This window comes from Tateyamaria omphalii (assembly GCF_014651375.1).
Classification (GTDB): domain Bacteria; phylum Pseudomonadota; class Alphaproteobacteria; order Rhodobacterales; family Rhodobacteraceae; genus Tateyamaria; species Tateyamaria omphalii.
On sequence record NZ_BMWT01000003.1, the window covers coordinates 109,633 to 125,106 of the forward strand.

Sequence of the window (15,474 nt, forward strand, 5' to 3'; positions counted from 1 at the left end):
CGCAGTCAAACTGCGCCTTACTGGACAATCGTGCTGCCCTGGACCCGGCTGATTTCCTGTTGCCCCCGTCGCAATACAACTGTGCCTGTATAGCGTCCGCTGGGCCAACGCTGGCTTGTCCGTTTCTTGCCCAAAGCCCGGAAAAACTGGGCCTGATTGCGGTCTATTTCGACCACGTCATCAATCAGCGTGCCATCTGGGCCATCAATGCGCAGGTGCATATTGTCCCCCGCCTTGCCCCCAAATGCGTAGCCAAAAACGACGATCGCCGGTGCATCACCTGGCATGTTTACGGCAGCGGCGCTGCCCGCCTTGACGTCGTCGAACTTGGGCACCCTGTCCGAAAACCCCACTTCGAGCACGGCGCCCGGGCGGTATTGCGGGGGCGTTTGCCACAAGGTGTCGGTACTGGGCGCCCCGCATTGGACATTTCCATCCGGATCAAACGGGTCGATGACCCGTCCATCCTTGCGCAAGGTCATGTGCACATGAGGGAACTGGGTGCGCCCTGACAGGCCGACCTCACCCAGAACAGCGCCTGCATTTACGCGGTCGCCCGTCTTGACGGTAACGCTGCCCCGCTTGAGATGACAATACTGCGTGCTCCACCCGTCGCCGTGATCAATCCGCACGCCGTTGCCACATTCACGCCCTTCGATCCGATTGCTCTGTCCGGTCCGGAAAAGCCTGTCTTCCATCCCGTCGCGCGTGCCCTGAACCGTGCCGGGGGCGGCGGCAATGACGTTGACACCGCGGCGCATCTGCTCAAGGGAGCGCAGGGCGAAATCGGTGCCCTGATGGGTGTCGTAGCTGAGTGTGGAACAGCGAAAATCCATCGCTGCGCGCGATGGGTCGTGGTCTACATATTGCTGGATGAAGCAGTCGGTGCCCAGATCGCAGTCAATCGGCACATTCAATGTAAAATCCCTCGCCGCGAGCGGTGTCGCGGCGAGGGTTGAAATGACGGCGGCAAAGGTTGCCGCACGCATCAGTCAGCGGTCAGAAGCGGTGGCTTGTCGCCCGAAATGCGCGGCTTGTCCGGGCCGGAGAGCTTAAGGTCCAGCTCGCCATTCTTGACACCCACGCGGACAACGCCGCCTTTCATCAGCTTGCCAAAGAGCAGCTCTTCGGCCAGCGGTTTCTTGATGTGCTCCTGGATGACGCGGCCCAAGGGACGCGCGCCCATCTTGTCGTCGTAGCCCTTCTCGGCCAGCCATTCGGCGGCAGGTTTTGTCAACTCGATGGTCACGTTGCGATCCATCAGTTGTGCTTCAAGCTGAAGCACGAACTTCTCGACCACGGACAAGATCGTGTCCTTGCCCAATGGCGCAAAGCTGATCACCGCATCCAGACGGTTGCGGAATTCCGGCGTGAACGTGCGCTCGATGGCGGCAGTATCTTCGCCTTCGCGCCGCTCGCGGCCGAAGCCGACGGCAGCCTTTGCCATGTCAGAGGCACCAGCATTCGACGTCATGATCAGGATCACGTTGCGGAAATCGACAGTGCGCCCGTTGTGGTCGGTCAACTGGCCGTTATCCATGACCTGCAACAGGATGTTGTAGACATCCGGGTGCGCTTTTTCGATCTCGTCGAGCAGCAGCACGCAGTGCGGATGCTGGTCGACGCCATCGGTCAGCAGACCACCCTGGTCAAAGCCGACATAGCCCGGAGGGGCACCGATCAGGCGGCTGACCGCGTGCTTCTCCATGTATTCCGACATGTCGAAGCGCAGCATTTCCACACCCAGCGTGTCGGCCAGTTGCTTGGCCACCTCTGTTTTGCCGACGCCCGTCGGTCCGGCAAACAGGTAGTTGCCGATGGGCTTTTCGGGCTCCCGCAGACCGGCACGCGCCAGTTTGATGGCCGAGGACAGCGCCTCGATTGCCGGGTCCTGACCAAACACCACGCGTTTCAGCGATACTTCGAGATCCTTGAGCGTCTCGGCATCGTCTTTGGACACGTTTTTCGGAGGAATGCGGGCGATCTTCGCCACGACATTCTCGATCTCCTTGGTGCCGATGGTCTTGCGACGCTTGGCGGCGGCGACCAGATGCTGGGCCGCACCCGCCTCATCGATCACATCGATAGCGGAGTCAGGCAGCTTGCGGTCATTGATGTACCGGCTCGCCAGTTCGACAGATGTCTTGATCGCGTCCGAGGTATATTTGACGCCGTGGTGATCCTCGAAATAGGGCTTGAGGCCCTTGAGGATCTTTGTGGCATCTTCCACAGACGGTTCGTTCACATCGATCTTCTGGAACCGGCGGCTCAGCGCGCGGTCCTTTTCGAAGTGCTGGCGGAACTCCTTGTAGGTGGTCGATCCCATGGTGCGCAGCTTGCCGCCCTGCAAGGCAGGTTTCAACAAGTTGGACGCATCCATCGCGCCACCCGACGTGGCACCAGCGCCAATCACCGTGTGGATTTCGTCGATGAACAGAACAGCGTCCTTGTGCTCTTCCAACTCGGTTACGACGGCCTTCAGGCGTTCCTCGAAATCACCGCGATACCGCGTGCCAGCCAACAGTGCGCCCATGTCGAGCGAATAGATGGTGGTGCCAGACAGCACTTCAGGCGTCTCGCCCGCCACGATCTTGCGCGCCAGACCTTCGGCAATGGCCGTCTTGCCGACGCCTGGATCACCGACCAGCAGCGGGTTGTTCTTGCGGCGGCGGCACAGCACTTGAATGCAGCGCTCCACCTCGTCGGACCGGCCGATCAGCGGGTCAATATCGCCCTCGCGCGACTTCTCGTTCAGGTCTACGCAATACTTGGCGAGCGCGCTTTCTTTCTTCTCACCCTCGGTTACGCCCTGCGCCTCCTCTTCAACTTCTGGCGCGCCGGACACAGGCCGGGCTTCGCCGAATGCCGGGTCCTTGGCCACGCCATGAGCAATGAAATTCACCGCGTCGTAGCGGGTCATGTCCTGTTCCTGTAGGAAATAGGCCGCGTTCGATTCGCGCTCGGCAAAGATGGCGACCAGCACGTTGGCCCCGGTCACTTCCGTGCGGCCCGAGGATTGCACATGGATCGCAGCGCGCTGAATCACACGCTGGAAGGCGGCTGTGGGCACGGCCTCGGACCCGTCAATGTCGGTGACAAGGTTCGACAGGTCGTCGTCCACGAACTCCTCTAACGTGCCGCGCAGCTCGTCAATATCAACTGAACAGGCCTGCATGACACGGCGCGCGTCTGGTTCGTCAACCAGCGACAGCAGCAGATGTTCCAGGGTTGCAAATTCGTGCCGGCGTTCGTTGGCCAGCGCAAGCGCCTGATGAATGGCTTTTTCGAGTGTCGTCGAGAATGAAGGCACGGGCAGTGCTCCTTTCGATCGGGGTCGGGTGGGGGCGCCAAGGTATGTCGAGGCCCCGTACCAACCATGGCCTCATGTGTTTAAGTTTGGTTGAAGATCGCGCAGCTTCAAGGCTTTTTTGCACCTTGACCCTCACAATGTGCGTGAGAAACGTTACGATGGTGTCACTTTGGGCGCATTGGTGGACTGATCCGTCTCAGAAGTTGTCCTTCCGGGTGCGGATTTCCTTGAACACGTCGGTGGCGTTGGCGCCTTCCATACCCAAATGGGTCTGAATGGCGGGATCGTGGGCGCGCAAAAATGGGTTTGTTGCCAGTTCTTCGGACAAAAGCGAAGGAACGGTGGGGATATCCGATGCGCGTTTGTCGGCCACCTCGCGGAGTCGCGATATAAGCTCCGTATTCTCAGGATCAATGGTAAGGGCGAATTTCCCGTTGGCTGCCGTATATTCGTGGCCGGAGTAAACACGAGTATCATCGGGCAGGGCCGCCAGCTTTTGCAGGCTCTCATGCATTTGCGGTTTGGTGCCCTCGAACACGCGGCCGCAGCCCAAGGCCATCAGGCTATCGGCGGTGAAAACAGCCTTGGAGGCGGGAAAGTGGAACGCAATGTGGCCTACGGTATGGCCTGACACGTCGATGATCGCACCAGTTTCGGACCCGACGGTGACCTGGTCGCCTTCGGCCACCTGTACATCTAGCGCGGGCAGACGGTGCGCATCAGCACTGGCACCTGTGACACGGGCAGGGTGTTCGGTAAGGATATCCTGCAAACCGTCGACGTGATCATAATGGTGATGCGTGATCAGAACATCCGTCAGCTTCCATCCCGTCTCGGCCAAGGCTGCAAGAATGGGCGCGGCCTCGGGCGCGTCGATCAAGGCGGTATCCCCAGTGTCCGGGTCATGGGCCAGAAAAGCATAGTTGTCGGCGAGGCAGGGGATCGTGAGAATGTCGAGAGGCATGGCAATTCGGCTCTTTGTGCTTAGTGTTAGGGCCAAGGTGGTCCGAACGGGCCGGATGAACAAGAGACGATCATGCATCTTGATGTGCAGGACCTGCGCAATTTCTATTACCGCAGCGCGCTGGGGCGTGCGGCGCAGGCATCGCTGCGGCGGCGCCTGGTTGAATTGTGGCCGGAGGCCAAGGGCCAGACGGTTGCTGGCTTCGGCTTTGCCGCACCGCTCTTGCGACCCTACCTGAAAGAGGCACGCCGTGTCGTGGCGCTTATGCCGGGGCCCCAGGGAGTGATGCCGTGGCCCCCCGACATGCCTAACGTGTCCGTGCTGACCGAAGAGACCCTGTGGCCAATTGAAACCGGGCACGTGGATAAGCTGGTCATCCTGCACGGACTCGAAACGTCGGAACGTGCCTATGACCTGCTGGAAGAAGCGTGGCGCGTGCTGGGGCCGGGTGGCAAGGCGCTGTTCATCGTGCCCAACCGCGCAGGGTTGTGGAGCCGTAGGGACCGCACCCCCTTCGGCTATGGACGTCCCTATTCAGCGAGCCAGCTCGAGACTCAGTTGCGCAAACACCAGTTTTTGCCCGAACGGCATGTCGGCGCATTGTACCAGTTCCCGTCTAGCCGGCGGCTGTGGATGAAATCGGCCGCTATGTTTGAAAAGGTGGGGCGATTGATGCCGGGCATGGTGGCAGGCGGGGCGTTTATGGTGGAAGCATCGAAACTGGTCTACCCGCCCAAGGGCAAGGCCGTGCGTTCCAAAGCCAAGCGGCAAACCTTGCCGCAAGGTGTCACAGCGCCTGTGGCAGGGCGGGTTTGATGGGGGGCTCTAGCGCAGAGTACCCTGAATGATGATTTGATCTTCGGTCAGGTTTGGAACGCCATCCAGCCGAATGACCGACACCGTATCATCGATGAACGGCCCGTTGTCCAAGGTCACACGCACCTCGGTGTAAGATCCGTCGTCTGATGGAACGATTTCGATACCGTCGAAAAAGCCATAACTTCCGAAGGTGAATCCGTCACCCGTTTCGGAGTTGTCCAGAACAATCACATCTTCGTCGGGATCGAAATCTGTAATCCTAATCACGTCACGTATTGTTTCTTCTTCAAAGTCACTCAGGTAAATCTCGAACGTGTCGAAACCCTCACCTCCGGTGAGGGTCGAAATCCCGTCCTCCGCCGCGATTTCGTCGCTATATGAGCGACTGATCAACGTGTCGTCGCCCATTCCGCCATCTGCAACCCCGTCAATAGACACTGTCAATTGATCATTGCCATCGCCGCCCAGACCCGTCGCGTTTGCACCGATGAAAAGTCTATCATCTCCAACGCCGCCATCCAGCGTCACCGCGCCCCGCTCGGTAAGGAGGGAATTGGTGGTGGACTGTAGCGTGTCATCGCCTTCGCCACCCAATAGGGTTGTTTCCGCACTGGCGTCTTCATATGCGAATGCCGAGATTGAATCGTTGCCCTGACCGCCGTCCGCAAACCCATCCTGCACCAGCAGCATAATGTCATCGCCGTCATCGCCGAGCAGTGTCGCTGTGCTGGTTGCGACCAGCGTGTCGTTCCCGACTCCACCGGAGGCCACACCGTCCTCGCCTTCCAACCGGATCGAATCGTCGCCAGCATCTGTGGAGACAGTTACGTCGTCGCCCAACGCGGTGACCGTATCATTACCTGCCGCCGTTGAAATACTGTCACCGTCAGTGACAGACATAATGTCTTCGTCGACGGCATCACTCTCCGTCTCCGCGTCCTCAGTAGACGGATCGTCATTGTCGAACGCAGCCAACAAAAGCGCGCCCGACAGCAACCCAAGTAACGCCAAAGCGCCCATACCATTTCCTTCCCCGTTCGCCCCCGAACGCGCTCAGGTTGTATCTGACGCCAATGCGAGTCAACAAATGCGGTTGTTGCGCGTTTTGGAACAAAATGGCTCGTTGCGATTGTACCACATGTCACCGCACCAGACCCGGAATCGCCCCCGAACGCCCACGTTTTGTGACGGAAATTTTGCAATTCCTGAGGGCCAAACGGTCGCAGTTTTGTTAAGCCCTTGAAAACGCGAAATAACCACCCTACCGCCTGTTCGCGAACACATGTTGCGGGGTTGGAAACCCTCTGCTACATCCCCCCTGATTTTCACGCCTTGGCAAAATCAGGGCGGTCCAACACCCCGGGCCACGCATCCGTGTGCAGCAATCCGGGCCAAGACATCGAAAGGGTGGACGTGTCCGAACCAGCTTCGATCTCCACAGGTATTGCCGCGCGCTATGCCACTGCTGTCTACGAACTTGCCAAGGAAGGCAAAGCCGTCAAGAAACTCGAAGGTGATATTGAAACCCTGACAGCCGCCATGGCTGACAGCGGTGACTTCAACGCCCTGATCCACTCGCCCGTTTACAGCCGGGAAGAGCAGGCCGCCGCCATCACCGCGATCGCCAAGAAAGCAAAGCTGACAGATCTGATGGCCAACACGCTGTCGTTGATGGCTGAAAAGCGCCGTCTGTTTGTGCTGCCACAGCTGGTGCATGCGCTGCGCGAGGTGATCGCCGAAGACAAGGGCGAGCTGACCGCGGACGTCACGTCGGCCAAGGCGCTGACAAAGACTCAAAGCGACAAACTTGCCAAGACGCTCAAGGCCCGCATGGGTAAGGACGTCACCATCAATGCCACCGTCGATGAAAGCCTCATCGGCGGTTTGATCGTAAAAGTGGGCTCGAAGATGATCGATACGTCGATCCGCTCCAAGCTCGCTTCCCTCCAGAATGCAATGAAAGAGGTCGGATAAATGGGTATCCAAGCAGCAGAAATTTCTGCGATCCTAAAAGACCAGATCAAGAACTTTGGTCAGGAAGCAGAAGTGGCCGAAGTGGGCCGCGTTTTGTCGGTAGGGGACGGTATTGCCCGCGTCTACGGCCTCGACAATGTGCAAGCCGGTGAGATGGTCGAATTCCCCGGTGGCATTCAGGGTATGGCCCTGAACCTCGAAAACGACAACGTCGGTGTCGTGATCTTCGGGTCCGACCGCGACATCAAAGAAGGCGACACCGTCAAGCGTACCAACTCCATCGTGGACGTGCCCGCCGGTGACGAACTGCTTGGCCGCGTCGTGGACGGTCTGGGTAACCCGCTGGACGGCAAAGGACCGATCAAATCCTCCGAGCGTCGCGTTGCTGACGTGAAAGCGCCCGGCATCATCCCACGTAAATCGGTGCATGAACCGATGGCAACCGGCCTCAAAGCCGTGGACGCGATGATCCCGATTGGCCGTGGCCAGCGCGAACTGATCATTGGTGACCGTCAAACCGGCAAGACAGCCGTGGCTCTGGACGCGATCCTGAACCAGAAATCCTACAATGACGCAGCCGGCGATGATGAGAGCAAGAAGCTCTACTGCATCTACGTTGCCGTCGGCCAGAAGCGTTCGACCGTGGCGCAGCTGGTGAAGAAACTGGAAGAGTCCGGTGCGATTGACTACTCGATCGTTGTGGCCGCAACCGCGTCCGACCCGGCGCCGATGCAGTTCCTAGCGCCCTACGCCGCAACCGCGATGGCGGAATACTTCCGCGACAACGGCCGCCACGCACTGATCATCTATGATGACCTTTCGAAACAGGCCGTGTCCTACCGTCAGATGTCGCTGTTGCTGCGTCGCCCACCGGGCCGCGAAGCCTATCCTGGCGACGTTTTCTACCTCCACTCGCGCTTGCTGGAGCGTTCGGCCAAGCTGAACGAAGACAGTGGTGCCGGCTCGCTGACGGCCCTGCCGATCATCGAAACGCAAGGTGGCGACGTGTCGGCGTTTATCCCCACAAACGTGATCTCGATCACCGATGGCCAAATCTTCCTTGAAACGGAACTGTTCTATCAGGGCATTCGCCCCGCCGTGAACACCGGTCTGTCGGTGAGCCGTGTGGGTTCGTCCGCTCAGACAGACGCGATGTCGTCTGTTGCTGGTCCCGTAAAATTGTCACTGGCCCAGTACCGTGAAATGGCAGCTTTTGCACAGTTCGGTTCCGACCTCGACGCCGCGACCCAGCAGCTGCTGGCTCGGGGCGCGCGCCTGACCGAGCTGATGAAGCAGCCGCAATACGCACCATTGACCAACGCGGAAATCGTCTGCGCGATCTTCGCAGGGACCAACGGCTATCTCGACGGGATCGACGTCAACGAAGTGGGCAAGTTCGAAACCGCATTGCTGACCTTCCTGCGTACGCAGAAGGCAGACTTCCTCAAGTGGATCGCGGACGAAGACCCTAAGTTCAAGTCGGGTGAAAACGTCGACAAGATGAAGGCGGTTCTCGACGAGTTCGCGTCGACCTACGCATAAGGTAAGGAGGTAGGCACATGCCTTCTCTGAAGGACCTGAAAAACAGGATCGAGTCGGTCAAATCGACCCGCAAGATCACCAAGGCCATGCAGATGGTGGCCGCTGCAAAACTGCGGCGGGCACAGGAAGCAGCCGAGGCGTCACGCCCCTATGCCGAGCGGTTCAATGCCGTTATGGCGGGGCTTGCGTCTGCCGCGGCAGGCTCAGACAGCGCGCCCAAGCTGCTCAGCGGCACGGGCTCGGATCAAACCCACCTGCTGGTGGTCATGACGGCCGAACGCGGCCTGTGCGGTGGGTTCAACACGAACATCGCCAAACTGGCCCGCGCCAAGGCGGCAGAACTGAAAGCGGCAGGCAAGACGGTCAAGATCCTGACCGTTGGCAAGAAAGGCCGGGACCAGCTCAAGCGTGACTTCGAAGATCACTTCGTGGGTCATGTCGATCTGACCGAGGTCAAGCGCATGTCCTATGCCGACGCCCAGGGCGTGGCCAAGGACGTGCTGGGCCGCTTCGATGCGGGCGAGTTCGACGTGGCGACAATCTTCTACTCGAAGTTCCAGAATGTCGTGACGCAGATCCCGACCGCGCAACAGATCATCCCCTTCGCGATCCCCGAGGACTACGAAGCGGGCGACACGCTCTATGACTACGAGCCCGACGAAGAGGCCATCCTGGCCGACCTTCTGCCGCGTGGCGTGGCCACGGCGATCTTCTCCGGCCTGCTGGAGAACGGTGCATCTGAACAGGGTGCCCGGATGAGCGCGATGGACAACGCGACCCGTAACGCGGGTGAGATGATCGACAAACTGACCATCCAGTTCAACCGCTCACGTCAGGCCGTGATCACCAACGAGCTGATTGAAATCATTTCCGGCGCGGAAGCGCTGTAAGAGACCCGGAGACGAAAAATGGCAAACGCTAAAGGCAAAGTAACACAAGTCATCGGGGCCGTCGTTGACGTGCAGTTCGATGACCACCTGCCAGAGATTCTGAACGCTCTGGAAACCGACAACAACGGCAACAAGCTGGTGCTTGAGGTCGCACAACACCTCGGCGAAAATACCGTCCGCACCATTGCGATGGATGCGACTGAAGGTGTGGTTCGCGGTCAGGAAGTGGAAGACACAGGTTCGGCCATCATGGTGCCCGTCGGCACCGCGACACTGGGTCGTATCCTCAACGTGACTGGTCAGCCCATCGACGAAAAGGGCCCGGTCGAGGCAGACGAATTCCGCCCGATCCACGCCCCTGCACCGGACTTTTCCGATCAGTCGACAGAAGCCGAAGTGCTGGTGACCGGCATCAAGGTGATCGACCTGCTGGCTCCTTACGCCAAAGGCGGCAAGATCGGCCTCTTCGGCGGTGCTGGTGTGGGCAAGACCGTTCTGATCCAGGAACTGATCAACAACATTGCCAAGGTGCACTCGGGCCTGTCCGTGTTCGCTGGTGTGGGCGAGCGGACCCGTGAAGGGAACGACCTCTATCACGAGATGATTGAATCAGGGGTTCTGACGCCGGACAACCTGACCGACTCCAAGATCGCTCTGTGCTTTGGCCAGATGAACGAACCTCCAGGTGCGCGTGCACGTATCGCCCTGACCGGTCTGACACTGGCCGAGCAGTTCCGCGATGCGACGGGTACAGACGTTCTGTTCTTTGTCGACAACATCTTCCGCTTCACGCAGGCGGGTTCGGAAATGTCGGCGCTTCTGGGTCGTATTCCTTCGGCTGTGGGCTACCAGCCAACACTGGCAACCGACATGGGCGCGATGCAGGAACGCATCACCTCGACCAAGAATGGTTCGATCACGTCCATTCAGGCTGTCTACGTTCCTGCAGACGACCTGACGGACCCTGCGCCTGCAACCACATTTGCGCACCTCGACGCGACAACGGTTCTGAACCGGGCGATTTCCGAGCTGGGTATTTATCCTGCTGTGGACCCGCTCGACTCGACCTCGCGCTTGATGGACCCGCAGATTGTGGGTGAAGATCACTACAAAGTGGCCTCTGACGTGCAGCAGATCCTGCAGCGCTACAAGTCGCTGCAAGACATCATCGCCATCCTCGGGATGGACGAACTGTCGGAAGAGGACAAGCTGACCGTTGCCCGGGCGCGCAAGATCCAGCGCTTCCTGTCGCAGCCCTTCGACGTGGCGAAAGTGTTCACCGGGTCCGACGGTGTGCAGGTTCCGCTGGAAGACACGATTGCCTCGTTCAAGGCGGTTGTGGCCGGCGAATACGACCACCTGCCCGAAGGTGCCTTCTACATGGTTGGCGGCATCGACGAGGTGATCGCCAAAGCCGAGAAGATGGCTGCTGAAGCTGCCTAATCGTAAGGCGGGCTTAGAGCCCGCCCTACATCTCAATCTCCGGGCGTAGGGCGGGGTTCACCCCGCCGCCCCAAATAGGAGAAAACGATGCAATTTGATTTGGTATCGCCCGAGCGCAGCCTTGCGTCCATGGACGCCACTGCAGTGCAAATCCCCGGTGCCGATGGCGACATGACCGTGATGGCCGACCACGCCCCCACGATCACGACCCTGCGCCCCGGCGTACTCAAGGTCGAGGCAGGCAGCGACACTCATGAATATGTCGTGACCGGCGGTTTCGCTGAGATCGGCGCGCAGGGCGTGTCGGTGCTTGCCGAACGTGCGGTTGCGAAGGGTGACATGACCCAGGACCAGCTGGACGCAATGATCGATGACGTACAGGACGCCTACAATCGCGCCAAGGATGCGGCGCAGGGCGACACAGGCCCGGTTGATGATGCAGCCAAGCTGTTGGCCGACATGGCCACGATGGGTTCCGAGATCGGGTTGAGCCCCAAGCAGCCCAGCCTGTAACGCTCCGTAAACAAATGTGTGAAAGGCCTCGCATGTCGCGGGGCCTTTTTCGATTTTTGACCTTAAACTAGCGACGCGACGTGTTACCACGGCAAAGTCCAATAGAACGATCTGATGAAACGACTGCGCAACCACCTGATAGGCATCGACCAAGGCGATACTGTCCTGTTCTCTGACTTCGAAGACGGCGGGGACATGTGGACGGGGCGTGGTCAGCGCGAACGGCGACGCCGTATCGCCTTTTCCGAACCTTTCCGTACGGAACCAACGGTGCATGTGTCGATTTCGATGTGGGACGTCGAAAACGAAACCCCTATGCGCGCGGACATTTCAGCTGAGACGATCACGCAAGACGGGTTTGATTTGGTCTTCCGCACCTGGGGCGACACGCGTGTTGCGCGGGTGCGTGTTGCCTGGCTGGCTATGGGTGAGTTGCGGCAGGCAGACGAGTGGGACCTGTACTAGGCGGGATACATTCGGCTGCAAATGCTTGAGTCGGTACGCGCGCGTGCAGACTGTGAATATGATCAGGCACCACGCCCATTGTCGACTGTATGCAAGACCGGGGTCAGATGTCTGCCGCCTGCTTTCCGCGCCAAAGTATGAAAAGGCCGGACAGAACGATCAGGCATGTTCCGACCAGCATTGACGCACTCAATTGCTCACCAAAAACCGTCACGCCCAAACCCACTCCGAACAACAGTCGCGTGTATCGGAACGGGGTCACCGCAGATACCTCTCCGGTTCTCATTGCTTTCATCAGGCTTGCGTAGGCGACGGCGCCTGCAAGTATGGCGCCAAGAAGTGCAAGTGATACGCCAGCATTGGGCTGAACAAACGCTTTGTCTTGCCAAACCGACACGATCAAACCCGCAAAGAGCACGGACAAGAAACCATATACGCCAAGAATATTCGTACTGAGTGATGCAGGGGCTGCACGACTGGCCAGATCACGCCCAGCAAAACCGATCATGCCTACAAGAGCCAGAATGGACATTGCGGAAAAGCTGTTTGTGCCGGGTTGAATGATGACAACGACGCCGACCAGTCCGATGAGAATGGCGGCCCATCTCCTCCAGCCAACTCTTTCGCCAAAAAGCAAGGCCGCACCTGCAACAACAACGAGCGGGGTCGCTTGAAGTATGACAGTGGTCGAAGACAAAGCCGTCAACGAAATGGCCAGCACATAGAACAGGCGGCCAGTGATCTCGAAGATTACCCGCACAAGCATGGGCGGCGAAACCACCTCTGGTACGAACAGGGAATCGCCCTTCCACAGAGCCAGCGCAGTGAAGACAAAGACCCCGCCAAGCCCGAAGATGATCAGGATCTGGCCTACGGGCAATGCGACCGAAGCGGCTTTAACAAACGCATCTTCTGCCGCAAATGCCGCCATCGAAGCGACCATCCACAGGCTTCCAAGCAGATTGGCACGCTGGTTCGTTGCGATATCAGTTGTCACGAGAATTCCGCCGGGTTTCGAGATTTGACAGGCACCGGACGGTGATGTTCCCGTATCGGTGCCTTGGACGTCGATGCCCCAATGGCGTCGATCATGCAATGCGACACAGTTCGAATTATTCAGGTTGCCGACTGTAGCCTGGGCGCTCGTGAAGCAACGTCCTGGATGATTGCCGTTATCGCAAAATGCTTGCCAGAAATCGCTGTGTGCGTTCGCGCTCGGGGGCCGAGAATATCCGCTCTGGTGTGCCTTCCTCGGCAACCACTCCCTGGTCCATAAATACCACCCGGTCCGCAACATCACGCGCAAAGGCCATCTCGTGCGTAGCCAGCACCATTGTCATGCCGTCGTCCCGCAAACGACGCAGCACGTCTAGTACCTCTCCTACCAGTTCAGGGTCCAGGGCCGAGGTGATCTCGTCCAGCAGCATGGTTTGGGGGCGCATCGCGAGTGCCCGGATCACCGCAACGCGCTGCTGCTGCCCGCCGGACAACTGATCGGGGTACTTCTTCATGTGATCCGCCAGCCCGAACCGTGAAAAAAGCGCTTCAATCCGCGCGCGCGCATCTTCTCCCAGCACGCGGCGGGGGGCGAGGGCGACATTGTCATAGGCAGTCATATGCGGGAACAGGTTGAAGCTCTGGAACACGATCCCGATACGCTGGCGGATGGGCGTTAGGTCAAACCCCGGCTCGGCGATATCGACCCCGTCCAGTCGCACCTCTCCATTATCCACGGGCTCCAAACCGTTCATGCAGCGCAACAGGGTCGACTTGCCCGAGCCGGACGCACCAATCAGGCACACCATCTCGCCCGGCGCTATGTCCATATCAATGCCGCGCAAGACCTGCACGTCGTCAAAGCTCTTGGTTACGCCGCGCAGGCTGAGTCTAGGATCGGGCATCGCGGTCCCTATTCAACAAGTAGTCGGCATAGCGCGTGGCAGGCACCGTGACACACAGGAAGATCACTGCCGCGACCACATAGGGCGTGAAATTGGCCAGCAGCGACTTGAAGATGCCCGCCTGCCGCAAGATTTCCACGGGTCCGATGAAAGACAGCAACGCCACATCCTTTTGCAGCGCGACCAACATGTTCATATTGGCGGGCACCACGCGGCGGATGGCTTGCGGCAGGATGACATAGCGCATTGTATCCCGCTCGCTCAGGCCAAGACAGATGGCGGCGTTGCGCTGGCTGGCGTGGATGCTTTCGATGCCCGATCGCAGAACCTCGGCGATATAGGCCGAATACGTCAGGACGAGCGCCACCGTGCCCCAGATGTAAGGCGAATTCCACGGACGGGCGAGGCCCAGACCGGGAATGCCAAAGCCCACAAGGTAGACCAACAGGACAACAGGAATGCCACGAAACAGATCGACATAGACGGCACCGAAGATGCGCAGTGGAAACAGCGCCGGGTTGGTGTTGCCCCGTGCCAATGCGATGGCAAGGCCAAGGCCAAAGATCAGCGGCACCGACCAGGCGAAAATGGCCACATCAAGCAGAAAGGCGCGCAACAGGTCAGGAAAGACCCGGACAAACACCTCCCCATCAAAAAATGAGGCCCGCACCGCCTCCCAGCCCGGGGCCAGCGGCACAAGAAACACGATAAGGGCCAGCACAAGTGCTGTGCTGACCCCTGCAATCAGATTGGCGCGACGTTTCTGTTGCGCCTCATACGCGGCTCGTCTCGTCACTTGATCAGTGGAACTCCGGTGGCTTCCTGCAGCCATTGTGCTTCGATCTCGGCCAGCTTGCCGTTTTCGGTCATGGCGGCCAGCGCCTCATCGACACAGGCTTTCAGCTCGGACCCTTCAGGCATCAGCATCCCGAACTGGTCGGGGTTCTCGGCGGCTGACGGGTCGAACTGGCCCAGCACCACACCGTTGTCCATCAGGACGGCAGCGGTGAACAGGGCGGTGGGCAGGTCAAACAGGGCCGCATCAATCTGCCCCGCCTTCATGGCGGCCGTGATGTTGGCATTGTCGTCATAGACCAGCGGGCTGGCGTCGGGCTGGATTTGCTCCATCACAACGGGCAGGGCGGTGGTCGAGGCGACGACCCCCCATTTCAGACCCTTCAGGCTCTCCAGCGTCGGTTCCGCCCCGCCTTCAACCACCGGCGTGGTCGTTATCACGGCCTGTGGCGCGGTGTAATAGGGGGCCGAGAAGTCCACGACCTTGTCGCGCTCGGGTGTGATCGAATATTGCTGCATGTTCAGATCGAAATTCTTGGCGCCGGGCTGGATTGCCTCATCGAACGACGTGCGGACCCAGGTGACTTGATCAGCGGCAAATCCCATTTCTTCGGCCAGGGCGTAGGCGACGGCGGCCTCAAACCCTTCACCCTTTTCCGGAGCATCGTCAATGACCCACGGATAATAGGCCGGATTACCGGTCGCGATGGTCAGCGCGCCGTCGGCCAAGGTTTTGCTAGCCGCACAATGGCCTGCGGCAAAGGCTCCGGTCGCCATGACGGACAGAACGGCCGCGCTCAAAATTGTCTTCATGAAAAATCTCCCCATTGTTTTGCCCAGATACTCGGCCAAGGGGGC

Annotated in this window: 15 protein-coding genes; 7 read left to right on the forward strand and 8 right to left on the reverse strand. The window is 59.3% G+C overall.

The features are described from left to right. Positions 1–17 precede the first annotated feature (17 nt). The 3 genes from IE087_RS11155 to gloB all read right to left on the reverse strand — a co-directional run bounded on the left by IE087_RS11155 (position 18) and on the right by gloB (position 4,274). Positions 18–989: a M23 family metallopeptidase gene (locus IE087_RS11155; RefSeq protein ID WP_189369430.1), complete on the reverse strand. Its 972-nt coding sequence runs from the start codon at positions 987–989 to the stop codon at positions 18–20. After that, entirely contained in the window at positions 989–3,310 is a 2,322-nt protein-coding gene (gene clpA / locus IE087_RS11160; protein ID WP_189369431.1) for an ATP-dependent Clp protease ATP-binding subunit ClpA, read from the reverse strand. Before clpA ends, IE087_RS11155 begins: the two co-directional genes overlap by 1 nt. A 196-nt stretch (positions 3,311–3,506) precedes the next feature. Beyond that, the gene (gene gloB, locus IE087_RS11165) at positions 3,507–4,274 is read right to left on the reverse strand and encodes a hydroxyacylglutathione hydrolase (protein ID WP_189369432.1); all 768 of its coding nucleotides are present in this window, start codon (positions 4,272–4,274) and stop codon (positions 3,507–3,509) included. 72 nt (positions 4,275–4,346) lie between these two features. On the opposite strand from gloB, the gene IE087_RS11170 reads away from it, so the two are divergent. After that, positions 4,347–5,090, forward strand: a complete 744-nt coding sequence (locus IE087_RS11170; protein WP_189369433.1) for a class I SAM-dependent methyltransferase — start codon at positions 4,347–4,349, stop codon at positions 5,088–5,090. A 9-nt stretch (positions 5,091–5,099) separates the two neighbouring features. On the opposite strand, the gene IE087_RS11175 is transcribed toward IE087_RS11170, so the two are convergent. Beyond that, positions 5,100–6,113, reverse strand: a complete 1,014-nt coding sequence (locus IE087_RS11175; RefSeq protein WP_189369434.1) for a calcium-binding protein — start codon at positions 6,111–6,113, stop codon at positions 5,100–5,102. A gap of 393 nt (positions 6,114–6,506) precedes the next feature. On the opposite strand from IE087_RS11175, the gene IE087_RS11180 reads away from it, so the two are divergent. From IE087_RS11180 to IE087_RS11205, 6 genes are all read left to right on the forward strand, one after another. Continuing rightward, positions 6,507–7,067 carry a F0F1 ATP synthase subunit delta gene (locus tag IE087_RS11180; protein ID WP_189369435.1) on the forward strand — a complete coding sequence of 187 codons (561 nt, stop codon included), beginning with the start codon at positions 6,507–6,509 and terminating at the stop codon, positions 7,065–7,067. Then, positions 7,068–8,609 carry a F0F1 ATP synthase subunit alpha gene (gene atpA, locus IE087_RS11185; protein WP_189369436.1) on the forward strand — a complete coding sequence of 514 codons (1,542 nt, stop codon included), beginning with the start codon at positions 7,068–7,070 and terminating at the stop codon, positions 8,607–8,609. It abuts the gene before it with no gap. Between the two features lie 17 nt (positions 8,610–8,626). Beyond that, positions 8,627–9,499 (forward strand): F0F1 ATP synthase subunit gamma, encoded by an 873-nt coding sequence (locus tag IE087_RS11190; protein ID WP_189369437.1) that lies wholly within the window; start codon positions 8,627–8,629, stop codon positions 9,497–9,499. Positions 9,500–9,517: 18 nt separating this feature from the next. Further along, on the forward strand, positions 9,518–10,942 hold the full coding sequence (gene atpD / locus IE087_RS11195) for a F0F1 ATP synthase subunit beta (protein WP_189369438.1): 1,425 nt from the start codon (positions 9,518–9,520) through the stop codon (positions 10,940–10,942). Between the two features lie 87 nt (positions 10,943–11,029). Then, complete coding sequence (locus tag IE087_RS11200; RefSeq protein WP_189369439.1) at positions 11,030–11,455, forward strand: F0F1 ATP synthase subunit epsilon; 426 nt, start codon at positions 11,030–11,032, stop codon at positions 11,453–11,455. Between the two features lie 114 nt (positions 11,456–11,569). After that, a complete protein-coding gene (locus tag IE087_RS11205; protein WP_189369440.1) occupies positions 11,570–11,920 on the forward strand; it encodes an H-type lectin domain-containing protein in 351 nt (116 codons plus the stop codon). 103 nt (positions 11,921–12,023) lie between these two features. Here IE087_RS11205 and IE087_RS11210 read toward each other — a convergent pair whose 3' ends face one another. The 4 genes from IE087_RS11210 to IE087_RS11225 all read right to left on the reverse strand — a co-directional run bounded on the left by IE087_RS11210 (position 12,024) and on the right by IE087_RS11225 (position 15,429). Next, positions 12,024–12,917, reverse strand: a complete 894-nt coding sequence (locus tag IE087_RS11210) for a DMT family transporter (RefSeq protein WP_268244645.1) — start codon at positions 12,915–12,917, stop codon at positions 12,024–12,026. Positions 12,918–13,092: 175 nt separating this feature from the next. Continuing rightward, the gene (locus IE087_RS11215) at positions 13,093–13,821 is read right to left on the reverse strand and encodes an amino acid ABC transporter ATP-binding protein (RefSeq protein ID WP_189369441.1); all 729 of its coding nucleotides are present in this window, start codon (positions 13,819–13,821) and stop codon (positions 13,093–13,095) included. Beyond that, positions 13,808–14,653: an amino acid ABC transporter permease gene (locus IE087_RS11220; protein WP_189369442.1), complete on the reverse strand. Its 846-nt coding sequence runs from the start codon at positions 14,651–14,653 to the stop codon at positions 13,808–13,810. Before IE087_RS11220 ends, IE087_RS11215 begins: the two co-directional genes overlap by 14 nt. Further along, a complete protein-coding gene (locus tag IE087_RS11225; RefSeq protein ID WP_189369443.1) occupies positions 14,614–15,429 on the reverse strand; it encodes an ABC transporter substrate-binding protein in 816 nt (271 codons plus the stop codon). Before IE087_RS11225 ends, IE087_RS11220 begins: the two co-directional genes overlap by 40 nt. Between the last annotated feature and the right edge of the window lie 45 nt (positions 15,430–15,474).